The sequence below is a fragment of the Candidatus Eisenbacteria bacterium genome (assembly GCA_016867715.1).
Taxonomy (GTDB): Bacteria; Orphanbacterota; Orphanbacteria; order Orphanbacterales; family Orphanbacteraceae; genus VGIW01.
The window spans coordinates 1-11,609 of sequence record VGIW01000098.1 but is presented as its reverse complement, the minus strand read 5'-3'; the positions used below and the strand labels follow the sequence as shown (position 1 = coordinate 11,609).

8 protein-coding genes are annotated in these 11,609 nt (G+C 65.0%); 4 read left to right on the top strand and 4 right to left on the bottom strand.

The window, feature by feature from the left end; genetic code table 11:
• The first annotated feature begins 339 nt into the window (after positions 1-339).
• Positions 340-3,456 (top strand): PD40 domain-containing protein, encoded by a 3,117-nt coding sequence (locus tag FJY73_12480; protein MBM3321483.1) that lies wholly within the window; start codon positions 340-342, stop codon positions 3,454-3,456.
• 60 nt (positions 3,457-3,516) lie between these two features.
• Here the strand turns inward: FJY73_12480 and bshB1 are convergent, their stop codons facing one another.
• Complete coding sequence (gene bshB1, locus FJY73_12475) at positions 3,517-4,236, bottom strand: bacillithiol biosynthesis deacetylase BshB1 (GenBank protein MBM3321482.1); 720 nt, start codon at positions 4,234-4,236, stop codon at positions 3,517-3,519.
• A 136-nt stretch (positions 4,237-4,372) separates the two neighbouring features.
• Here bshB1 and hypF point away from each other — a divergent pair, with 136 nt between their 5' ends.
• From hypF to hypD, 3 genes are read left to right on the top strand one after another with little or no spacing between them, the layout of a single operon-like run.
• Positions 4,373-6,673 (top strand): carbamoyltransferase HypF, encoded by a 2,301-nt coding sequence (gene hypF / locus FJY73_12470; protein MBM3321481.1) that lies wholly within the window; start codon positions 4,373-4,375, stop codon positions 6,671-6,673.
• On the top strand, positions 6,673-6,921 hold the full coding sequence (locus tag FJY73_12465) for a HypC/HybG/HupF family hydrogenase formation chaperone (GenBank protein ID MBM3321480.1): 249 nt from the start codon (positions 6,673-6,675) through the stop codon (positions 6,919-6,921). The genes hypF and FJY73_12465 overlap by 1 nt, the downstream gene beginning before the upstream one ends.
• On the top strand, positions 6,918-8,000 hold the full coding sequence (gene hypD, locus FJY73_12460) for a hydrogenase formation protein HypD (protein MBM3321479.1): 1,083 nt from the start codon (positions 6,918-6,920) through the stop codon (positions 7,998-8,000). Before FJY73_12465 ends, hypD begins: the two co-directional genes overlap by 4 nt.
• Before the next feature lie 509 nt (positions 8,001-8,509).
• On the opposite strand, the gene FJY73_12455 is transcribed toward hypD, so the two are convergent.
• The 3 genes from FJY73_12455 to FJY73_12445 form a co-directional block, all read right to left on the bottom strand.
• Positions 8,510-9,109, bottom strand: coding sequence for a hypothetical protein (locus FJY73_12455; protein ID MBM3321478.1), 600 nt, complete (start codon positions 9,107-9,109; stop codon positions 8,510-8,512).
• A gap of 736 nt (positions 9,110-9,845) precedes the next feature.
• Positions 9,846-10,760: a hypothetical protein gene (locus tag FJY73_12450; protein MBM3321477.1), complete on the bottom strand. Its 915-nt coding sequence runs from the start codon at positions 10,758-10,760 to the stop codon at positions 9,846-9,848.
• A 56-nt stretch (positions 10,761-10,816) separates the two neighbouring features.
• Positions 10,817-11,413 (bottom strand): plasmid pRiA4b ORF-3 family protein, encoded by a 597-nt coding sequence (locus FJY73_12445; GenBank protein ID MBM3321476.1) that lies wholly within the window; start codon positions 11,411-11,413, stop codon positions 10,817-10,819.
• Between the last annotated feature and the right edge of the window lie 196 nt (positions 11,414-11,609).

The window sequence follows — 11,609 nt, the reverse complement described above, 5'->3', positions numbered from 1 at the left end:
CCTGTCCACTTCATCGGGCGAGAAGAGTTCATCGCCAATAAACGCGCGACGGGACGGAAGAAGGACCTTGCGGATCTCGAGGCGCTTGGAGAAGAATAACATCCCATCGCCGGGAATCTCGCGGACATCTTGCCGATTCGGTCTGCACTCCTCCTCCGACATCGGCGTCGCATGGAGGCTTCGGGTTTCAGGGCGGGCCTACGACATCCCCAATTTCGTAGCCTGGCACTACAAGTCGATTTGAAACACCCCCGCCCTCGCCGCCCCGCCCCGTCCTTTGCCGTGCGGCCGAAACGGGGGTATACTCTTTGCGGGTAGCCCCTTCCCTCCGAGGTTTCGATGACGGCTCGGGTTCGAATCGCGGCGGTTCTTCTTCTCCTCTCCGGCCTCATGGGCGGCGCCGAGGCGCAGTACTTCGGGAAGAACAAGGTCCAGTACAAGGATTTCGACTGGAAGATCATCAAGACGGAGCACTTCGAGGTCTTCTACTACGAGAGCGAGAAGGAGGCGGCGATCGACGCCGCGCGGATGGCGGAGCGATCCTACGCCCGCCTGTCGCGCGTTCTCGGCTACGAGATGGTCCGGCCGATCCCGCTCATTCTGTACGCCTCCCACTCCGACTTCCAACAGACGAACATCACGACGACCCTCATCGAGGAGGGAACCGGCGGCCTCACCGAGTTCTTGAAGCGCCGCGTGGTGCTCCCCTTCACCGGATCGTACGCGGAGCTCGAGCACGTTCTCACGCACGAGATGGTGCACGCGTTCCAAGTGGAGATCCTCTTCGGCTCCTCGGGGAGCGTGGTCGCGAACACGCTCGGGTTCTCTCCGCCGCTCTGGTTCATGGAGGGGATGTGCGAGTACCTCTCGAAACCCGCGATCGACCGGCACACCGAGATGTGGCTCCGCGACGCCGCTCTTCAAGGCTACCTCATCCCGATCGAGGTGCTCTCGAGAGTCGGCGACATCCGCGTGTATCGCTTCGGGCAATCGATCTTCGAGTTCCTCGGCGAGAAGTACGGGGATGAGAAGATCGGCGAGATCCTTCGCGCGACGCCCCGCGTGGGCGGCGTGAACCAAGCCTTCCAGTCGGTCCTCGGCATCCCCTTGAACAAGTTCTCCGACGAGTGGCTCGAGGACGTCCGCCGCACGTACCTCCCTCAGATCGCGGACTACGTGAAGCCGGAGAAGATCGCGCGGGCGATCACCGATCCGGAGAAGGATCTTTCGAACATCAATCTTGCTCCGGCCGTCTCGCCGAGCGGAGAACGAGTCGTCTTCGTCTCGGACCGGGCGATGTACTCGGACATGTACCTGGCGAGCACGAAGGACGGCAAGATCCTGAGCCGACTCGTCAAGGGAGAGCGGACGGGGGGCTTCGAATCGCTCCGCTTCTTCCGCACGTCGATCAGCTGGTCGCCGGACGAGCGCTTCATCGCGTTCCCCGCGAAGGTCGGGGCGGAGGACGCGATCTACATTTACGACGTGGATCGACGCCGCGTGCATCGGAAGCTGACGTTCGGCTTCGACGGCGTTCTCTCTCCCTCCTGGTCTCCGGACGCGGAGCACCTCGTCTTCGTCGCGCTCGAGGGGGGGCGGTCGAATCTTTTCACGTGCCGCGCGGACGGCGAGGAGCTCACGCGCCTCACGGGGGACCGCTACGCGTGCCTCGATCCGGCCTGGTCCCCCGACGGGAAGACGATCGCCTTCGCCACCGATCGCGGGAGCGGGACCGATTTCGAGAAGCTCGTGTTCGGCGACTTGCGGATCGCGCTTCTCGATCGCGCGACCGGCGAGGTGAAGGTCCTTCCCGGGATGGAAGGGAAAAACATCACCCCTCAATGGTCTCCGGACGGGAAGGAGATCCTCTTCGTTTCCGACCGGGGCGGCGTGTCGAATCTCTACGCGATGGAGCTCGAGACAGAGCGCGTCTTTCCGCTGACGAACATCATCACGGGGATCACGGGGATCATTCCGAGCGCGCCGCCGATCAGCTGGTCGCGAAACGGAGAGGTGCTCGTCTTCTCCGCTTTCTCGCGCGGGACATGGAACCTTTATGTCCTAAACGACCCACTCCGGCTGAAGGCGGTTCCGGCCCCCGCTCCGCGGCCGGAGGAGGAGCCGATGCCGGCGGTGATCGCGCGGTCCGACGGGTCTTCGGCGCGCGGCGAGGCGGCCCCTCTTTCACTCGCGGACTTCGCCGATCAGGAGGCGCGTCTCCTCCTCGACGAAGCGCCCTCCGATCCGCCGCCGGCCGCCTCCTCGGCGAAGGGGGCCTCGTACCGATTTTTCGATCTCCGCGCGGTCTTCCCCGAGGGAGAAGCGCCGAAGGCGGAGCGTCTCGAGGAGCGCGCGGCGGGCGGATCCGATCTCGAGGCGCTCCCCGATACTTCGGAGTTCGAGCACAAACGCTACGGGCTCCGCTTCACGCAAGATTTCGTCTACGGGGGGGCGGCGTTCGCGTCCAACGTCGGCTTCCTCGGGCAGAGCGCGATCTCCTTCAGCGACATTCTCGGAAACCACACGATCAGCTTCGCCGCCGGGATCTACGGATCGCTCTCCGACGCGGACCTCTACCTCTCCTACGCGAACTTGACCCGCCGGATGAACTACGGCGTCGCCCTCTATCAGTATCGCAACGACTACTATCTCTACACGGCCGAGACCAACCCGGAATTCCAGAGCCAGGTCTATCGCGGGATCCAACTCATGGGGAGCCGGCCGTTCTCGAAGTTCTCGCGCGTCGAGTTCGGCCTGCGGGGCGAGTCGATCACGAACTCGATCTACGTGGAGTCGTATTATGGGTACCGCGAGGTGCGCGGCAAGGCGCAGTATTTCGCCGAGCCGTTCCTCGCGCTCGTGCGGGACAATGTTCTCTACGGATACACCGGGCCGATCAACGGAAGCCGGTCGCGCGTCTCGGTCGAGCACGCCTTCGGCGATCTCAGTTTCGGAACGGGGATCGTCGACTATCGGAAGTACCTGAACCTCCGCCACCGCTTCACGTTCGCCGGGCGTCTCATCGCGGGAGGAACCGTCGGGGAGGACCTCCAGTACTTCCGCGTTGGCGGCCCGTACACGTTCCGCGGGATCGACTACGGCGATCTCCGCGCCACGCGCGTCGGGCTCCTCAACCTCGAGTTCCGCTATCCGTTCATCGAGCAGGTGCGCTTCGGTTGGCCCCTTCCTCTCGACCTTCGGGGGATCAACGGCGTGGTCTTCCTCGACGGAGCCGCAGGCTGGTACGGCGACGGAAAGAGGATGGCGCCCATGCAGCTCGTGCGGGCGGAGCCGATCACTGGGCGCGTGGAGGACGCGTACGGCTTCGCGTACGGCTTCGGCGCGCGAGTCAACCTCGGCTTCTTCGTGCTCCGCTGGGACTGGGGCCAGCTCACCGACTTCCGCCGGAACCTCGGGCCCCCGATCTCCTTCTTCACCCTCGCCGCGGATTTCTGATCGCGGGGAAGCGCGTCCGCGATCGAACCGTTGAAGCCCTGCACCGCCTCACAGAGCGTGCTACAGCGAGCGCCCCCGAAGCGCGAGAAGATCGGTCGCGAGAAACGGTTCATGCATGAAGTACGGTTCGCCGAAGGGGACCTGGACGAGCGACCCGTAGGCGCGATTGCGGAACGTCACCTGCTCGAAGAGATCGTCCGCGCCGTTCGAGAGGATGTCCCCCGCCTCGAACGCCCCCTCGAACTGCGAGGCGAACGCGCGAAGCGCGCGCAATTTCGTCTCGAAGACCGGCGTGATGTCGACGACGAGGCGGATCGGCGCATCGAGGAAGGAGACCGCCTCGAGGATCTTGCGCGGCCGATGGGGCGCCGTCCCCGGAAGGATCCGCGCGAGCCCCGCGGTGTAGGCGGCCTCGCGCGCGAGAAGAGACGCCGCGTGATGGTCCGGGTTTCTTCCGCCCGCGTGATGGATGAGGAGGACTTCCGGGCGGAGCGCGCGGATCCGCTCCGCGATGCGGAGGCGGTTCTCGATGCTCCTCTCGATCCGCGCGTCCGGAAGCCCGAGGTTCTCGCGCGCCGCGAGCCCGAGGATCGCCGCCGCCTCCTCCGCCTCGCGCGCGCGCGCCCGGGCATCCCCGCGCGTTCCCGACTCGCCGGCCGCGAGGTCGAGCACGCCGGCCCGCCTTCCCTCCGCCGCCTCCCGGGCGAGCGTCCCGCCCATGAGAAGCTCCGCGTCGTCCGGGTGCGCCGTGATCGCGAGAACGTGAAGCGGTTCGCCCATCGTGCCTCTCCGAGGGGGAAGGTACGCGCGCCCGCGATCCTCCGTCAAGCGCCCTTCCCGGTTGGGGAAGGGAAGCCCCGTTTGCTATGTTTACGGACGGGCGATCGGCGCGCGCCGCCGCGCGCGGGGAGGGATCGTGAGCGGGAAGCGCGTGCGCGCCTCGGTCGTGATTCGGGGAGCGGTGCAAGGGGTCGGCTTCCGGCCGTTCGTCTTCCGGCTGGCGACCTCCCTCGGGCTCGCGGGGCACGTGCGGAACTCCTCCTCCGGCGTCTTCGTCGAAGCGGAGGGGGACGAAGAGAGCATCGCCGACTTTCTCCTTCGCCTCGAACGGGAGAAGCCTCCCCTCGCGTTCATCCAAAGCCTCGAAAGCCGTCTCCTCGATCCGTCCGGGCTCGGTCCCTTCGCGATCCTCGCGAGCGACGAGTCGGGAAAGAAGAGCGCCTTCGTTCTTCCGGACGTCGCGACCTGTCCGGATTGCCTTCGAGAAATCTTGGACCCGAATGATCGACGGTTTCATTATCCGTTCACGAACTGCACGAACTGCGGGCCGCGCTTCACGATCATCGAGGCTCTTCCCTACGACCGCTCGCGCACGACGATGCGGATCTTCCCGATGTGCGCCCGCTGCCGGAAGGAATATGAAGACCCGCGCGACCGCCGCTTCCACGCCGAACCGACCGCGTGCCCGGCGTGCGGTCCCGGTCTCGCGCTTTGGGATCCGAAGGGAGCGGTTCGGTCGAGCGAACACGACGCCCTTCTCGAGGCGGCGGATGCGATCGGCCGCGGGCTCATCGTCGCCCTGAAGGGGCTCGGCGGGTTTCATCTCCTCGTCGACGCGCGGAACGAAGATGCGGTGCGCCGGCTTCGCGCAAGGAAGAGGCGCGAGGAGAAGCCGCTCGCCATGATGGTCCCCTCGATCGAAGATGCGCGCATGATCTCCGCTGTCTCCGATCTCGAGGAGCGCCTTCTTCGCTCGCCCGAATCGCCGATCGTGCTTCTCCGGCGGAAGGAAGGGGACGGGATCGCGCCGTCGGTCGCGCCGCGGAACCCGTATCTCGGCCTCATGCTTCCTTACACGCCCCTTCATCATCTTCTTCTTCGCGCGCTCGGCTTCCCGATCGTCGCGACGAGCGGCAACCTCTCCGACGAGCCGATCTGCACGGACGAAAAGGACGCGCTCGCGCGATTGGGGGAAATCGCCGATCGCTTTCTCGTTCACGACCGGCCGATCGAGAGGCACGTCGACGACTCGATCGCGCGCGTCACGCTCGGCCGGGAGCTCGTTCTTCGTCGAGCCCGCGGCTACGCGCCGCTTCCGCTCCCTCTCGGGCGATCGGTCCCGGAGTCGATCGCGGTCGGCGCGCACCTCAAGAACGCGGTCGCGGTCGCGCGCGGAGAGCGCGTCTTTCTCGGGCCGCACATCGGGGACCTCGACACCGCCGAGTCGCGCGAGGCGCACCGCCGCTCGATCCGCTCGCTCGCCGCGCTTCACGAGATCCGCCCGGAGCGCGTCGTGTGCGATCTTCATCCGGATTACTTCTCGACGCGAGAGGCCGAGATGCTCGGCCCTCCGGTCGAGCGTGTGCAGCACCACCACGCGCACGTCCTTGCGTGCCGCGCGGAGAACGAGCTCGAGGGACGAGTGCTCGGCGTGGCGTGGGACGGGACCGGTTACGGACCGGACCGAAGCGTTTGGGGAGGCGAGTTTCTTCTCGTCGTCGACGACGGTTTTCGGCGCGTCGCGTCGCTTCGCCCCTTTCTTCTCCCCGGGGGCGAGACGGCGGCGCGCGAGCCGCGGCGGAGCGCGCTCGGCGTTCTCTTCGAGATGCTCGGCGAGGACCTCTTCGGTCGGGACGACCTTCTCCCGCTCCGCGCCTTTTCACAGGAAGAACGCGCGGTTCTTCGGACGATGCTCGCGAAACGCGTTCAGTCTCCCGTGACGACGAGCGCGGGACGCCTCTTCGACGCGGTCTCCTCGCTTCTCGGAATCCGCCAGACGATGAGCTTCGAGGGACAGGCGGCGATGGAGCTCGAGTTCGCGATTCCCGATTCCGCGCCCGACGAGGAGTATCCGTTCCGCCTCGCGCGCGGCGAGGACCGGCTCCTCGTCGACTGGGAACCGATCGTCCGTGCTATCCTGGAGGACGCCGCGCGGGGGACAAGTGCCGGCGCGATCGCCGCGAAGTTCCACAACGCCCTCGCCTCCTCGATCGCCGCGGTCGCGCGCGAGGTGGGCGAGGAGCGCGTCCTTCTCACGGGCGGCTGCTGGCAGAACGACTATCTCTTGAGAAGGACGGTGCGGGCGCTTCGCGCGGGCGCCTTCCGCCCGTACTGGCATCAGAGGGTCCCGCCGAACGACGGCGGGATCGCGCTCGGACAAGCGGCGGCGCTCGCGTCGTCGTCGGCGCGCGCGCGTCCCCCCGAGGAGGAACGCTGATGTGTCTCGCCGTTCCGGGGAAGATCCGGAGCATCTCGGGCGACGATCCGCTCACGCGAATGGGGAAAGTCGATTTCGGCGGCGTGGTGAAGGACGTCGCGCTCGCGTACGTTCCCGAGGCGGGCGTCGGGGATTACGTCATCGTCCACGTCGGCTTTGCGATCAGCACGCTCGACGAAGAAGAGGCTCGGAAGACGCTCGAGCTTCTCCGCGAGATGGGCGAGGCGGCCGACCGGGAAGAGACATGAAGTACATCGACGAGTACCGGGACGCGGCCGCCGCGCGCCGGATCGCCGAGGAGATTCGACGGGCGACCATTCGCCCTCGAACGATCATGGAGATCTGCGGCGGGCAAACGCATTCGATCGTCCGCTTCGGCGTCGACACGTTTCTTCCCGAAGAGATCACGCTCGTCCACGGTCCCGGCTGCCCGGTCTGCGTGACGCCGATCGAGCAGATCGACCGGGCGATCGCCATCGCCTCGCGCCCCGGCGTGATCTTCTGTTCGTTCGGCGACATGCTCCGCGTTCCCGGAAGCGAGACCGATCTTCTCTCGGTGCGCGCGGCGGGAGGGGACGTCCGCATCGTCTACTCGCCTCTCGACGCGGTCCGCATCGCGCGCGAGAACCCGGAGCGGGAGACGGTCTTCTTCGCGGTTGGTTTCGAGACGACCGCGCCGGCGAACGCGATGGCGGTCTTTCAGGCGCGCGAGCTCGGCCTTCGCAACTTCACCGTGCTCGTCTCGCACGTCCTCGTGCCGCCGGCGATCGAGACGATCCTCTCCTCGCCGGGGAATCGGGTCGAGGGGTTCCTTGCGGCGGGGCATGTTTGCGCGGTGATGGGGACCGAGGAGTACGTTCCGATCGCGAAGAAGCACCGCGTCCCGATCGTCGTGACCGGCTTCGAGCCGCTCGACATCCTTCAGGGGATTCTTCTCGTCGTCCGGCAGCTCGAGGAAGGAAGGGCGGAGGTGGAGAACGCGTACGCCCGCACCGCGCGCGACGAGGGGAACGCCGCCGCGCGCGCCCTCATCGCCCGCGTCTTTCGCGTGACCGACCGAAAGTGGCGAGGCATCGGGTCGATCCCTCGGAGCGGGCTCGGTCTCGCCGAGGAGTTCGCGGCGTTCGACGCGGAGACGCGCTTCGACGTCGCCTCGCGAACGGCCGAGGAGTCCCCGATCTGCATCAGCGGTCTCATCCTTCAAGGCATAAAGAAACCGCCGGAGTGTCCGGCGTTCGGAACCGCCTGCGTTCCGGAGCACCCTCTCGGGGCGACGATGGTCTCCTCCGAGGGAGCTTGCGCCGCGTACTACCGATACCGGAGATAGGGACACGGGGGACGGGGACCAGGGGGGCGTTCCGAACTTACGGAACGGAGTACATGAAACGGGTATTCGGTGCCGGACTACGAGACTTCATAAAAAGCGGCAGGATTCCGTAGCCTGACACCAAGATCCCATCCTTGCCGGTTCCGGCCGTCAGGCCGGGCAGATTCTCGGCTGGCCGAGGGCTCCACGGGGCTCTTCTTGGATGCGTACCGTATCTGTGCCTTCCACGAGAACGCCGAGATCGTCAAACCCAACGCAGGGGCGGCCGCGCTGCCGCCTGGGGAACGGGCGCACACGCGCTCCACAGGGCGCAGGGGCCTCACGCGCAGGCTCCACGCGCCGACGCACGCTACGCCGAGCGATGCCGCCTGTGTCCCTCGCGCACACGCGCGACACGGGGCGCCGGGGCCGTCGGGCGCCTCTCCGCCTCGCGCTGCCGCCTGGGGAGACGCGTGGCGCACGATGCGCGAAAGCGAGTGGCGCCAGTAGGGCCCTCATCGACATCGGGGCTATGGGGAGTAGGATAGTACTGCGTAGATACTCACCACGACAAGGGTAACCAGGAGGGCAAGAACGATCTTCACCCCGGTGCTCATGCCTCTTCCCTCAACGTCCGGATCCGGCCCCGCAGACAACTCCCGTTCCGCTCTTCTCTCTCTTCGACGGGTCGCCCTTTCGAGATACCAGATGTACTGATCCGAGCTCTTCCCTTCCCATTCAGCTCGAAACACCTCGTATTCCATTGACAGGCGCTCGGCCGCTTCTTTCTTCGTCATCCCCACGGGAGTGATGGGGTATCGGCCATAAACACGAAGGCCGGCCTTGAGAATGCCTCGCTCTTCAAGTTTGAACACAGTCTCTTGGACAACATCCTCTTCCCCCAGCACCAATCCATCGGCCAGGACAACGGGGCGTTCCAAGGGGGGTGGGAAGAGGGTCTCAAGTCTTTGGATCGCTGCCTGCAGCGCGACATTGTTCTCTAGATTGAAAGACTCATGAGGCCCATTCGGCGTGCCCGTAAGTGATGGCAGGAATAGTCTGGCGATCTCGGTGAGAAGCTCCGGGGTTTGACCACCATAGTCAGGAACAGCAATGCCAAGGCGCTCCAATTGCTCCATGGCGCGCACTGCGCGTGATGCCCTTCCACTCTTCCTTTCACACTCCAAGTACATATAGTAGCGTACGGCAATTGTCACTACTCCACGCAGAATCACATCGTCCGTGACGCCCTCAATTACTCTCGTGATGTCTTCCGGATGATTTGCCTGTAGGCCGCTACACGCGGGTCATCCGGAGGTTCGCCGAAGAGGGCGGCCGTAGTTGCGGCGGCAAGCATGCTTGAGTCTTGAGGAGAATAGGTTGGGCGGAGTTTCCCCAGAAGGTATTGGGATATTCTCAGATTCAGCTTGGCGACTGTCTCTTCAAGGGCCCTCAACGACTTGCGTCGATTTCGCACGGCTGGCACTCCAGGGTCGAAGTGTGGAACTCGGGGACACGAGGGTGGCTTTCTCTATGAGGCTCTATTCTCTTGACGGGCCACTCCTATTGTCCCACCCACAGAGCCATTTCTCTTGGATCCGAACCTTCCCCTCTCCTTTTCCAGGGTCTCACCTGGAATGTGTCGCAGGATAGCCCAAGTCCGCCCCGCGACGTGCCGACGTTCCACGTAAAGAGTCGCGGCGTTTGCCGCAGGCTCTGCCCGCTATGCTGCCATCCTCGTCATCCTGGGGCTCCGCACCGAGGGAGAGGCTCCGTCCGGTTTCTGGCAATCTCCACAGGTACATCCGCTTGCGCAGAGACGGCCGGCGACCTCTCCCTGGGGAGACGGTGGCAACTACGAGGCGCCTATTGACAGTTCGCGCGAATATCAGCGCGCCACGTCTCTCCGAGAGCGGCAAACTCTGCCTCCAATGTCGCACGGAAGCTCCTGGTGTCTGGATGTTCTGGTCGAAGCCCCAGACAATGTGTGAGGCCATCAGCGATGGCACCATATCCGGACATACCTTTGCGGCCATACTCAGCGATCAGCTGATTGGAGTAGGTGTATGTGGACTCGCACAGATCTCGGCCTTGAGGTGGCACGCGCTCGAAATACTCCCCGTGGATCAGGGCGGTCACCTCGATCCCCACGTCTTCATTGGCATGGACTGAGGCGAAACCCAGAAGCTGCAGTTGCGCGCCAAGTAGAGCCGTGATGAAATGGACATCGTCGATTTCTGCCACGGACCCGCTCCGGGAAGTCTCCCGGCCGTGAAACTCACGACGCAGACGATCCCACTTCTCGGAGAACAACTGATCAAGAGCGAAACGGGCCCACTGGGCAGGGGTCATGCGTGCCTCGGAAGCAGGTCGTGTCTCCGTAAGAGCACCGAGGCTGTCCCGCGCCGCGGGCAGGTCCGTGCAGCTAACGAGTGTAGTGACGATCGACTGTAGCAAAGCGTCTCTCGCGCTCCGGAGAAAGAACCACTTCAGAAGCCACAGCCTGCCGGGGTTGTAGACCCACAGGAGCTTGTTCAGTAACGGGTCACCACGGGGTCCTCCGTGGAGTCCGAAGATGCGAACGTCCAGAGGCCCGATTGACACGAGGAGCTTCGACCCGTCTTCGAGGTTGACCTGGGAAAAGGCCCCTGCCTGGTAGGTTACGACTTCACCCATTGTGCTCCTCCCGCACGGGATCACCCTGAGCTGCCCCAAGTCCTTGAACCACTTCAAGAGCGAGTGCCCCATTCGAGGTGAGAGGGGTTCCCTCTTGTCTCTCAAGCGGCTCTCCTGTGGGGCATGTCTCCTTCTCGATGACCGCAGGGGCCGATCCGAGATCACTCGCTGGCCTCCTGAAACGCGATCCGCCACCGCTCCTTCGGGTCGTCGAACTCGACCTTGGCCGGATCGAACTCCCCGGGGTCGAACGATCCGCCGACCCATTCGAGCATGGACGCGTGTTCCGGGTCCTTCGAGTCGGCGATGACACGCAGGAAGTTTTCATACCCGCCGACACCTCCACAGTCCTCCGGGGGACAGTGTCGGGCGCCGTCGAGGCAGCGCGGATACTTGATGTCTTTCTCGGTCGGGAAGTAGCCCTCGAAGCGCACCTCGTGGACCCAGGAGTCGCCGAAATCGTATTCGTAGGCCGCAAGCGGGCTGCCGTCGTTGAAGGTCTCACGGATCGGGATCTTCCACCCGGGTCGCGTCTCGGACGGACCGATCTCATCCTCGTCGCGAACACCAATGTCGCCTGCGATGCCCACGACCCGAAACGCGTGCAGGTGACTGTCGAACCACCCCATCGAGTCCTGGATCGCCACGTGGAGATCCCAGAAGGTGTAGTCCTCGGGGACCTGAATGCGCCGCCAGATTGGGGGCTCGATGCCGAGAAGCTCGACGCGGAACTGAAGGACGAAGGCGCTGTCCTTCACGAGCCTGGGCTTCGCTCTCTTGCCCTGCGGGGCGCGGCTACTACCGACCACGGGACCTCCTGGCGCACTCCATCACCGCTCCCCCTCCACGATCGCGATCTCCTCAGCGGTCAGCCCGTACAGGTCGTACACGAGGCGGTCGATCTCGGAGTCGGTCTTCGCGAGCGTGGCCTGCAACGCGGCCTTCTCCGCCTCG

Coding starts and splice junctions, on each gene's coding strand:
- bshB1 (MBM3321482.1), bottom strand. CDS start 4,236: ATGGGCGAACCGCTTCACGTTCTCGCGATCACGGCGCACCCGGACGAC.
- FJY73_12465 (MBM3321480.1), top strand. CDS start 6,673: ATGTGTCTCGCCGTTCCGGGGAAGATCCGGAGCATCTCGGGCGACGAT.
- hypD (MBM3321479.1), top strand. CDS start 6,918: ATGAAGTACATCGACGAGTACCGGGACGCGGCCGCCGCGCGCCGGATC.
- FJY73_12480 (MBM3321483.1), top strand. CDS start 340: ATGACGGCTCGGGTTCGAATCGCGGCGGTTCTTCTTCTCCTCTCCGGC.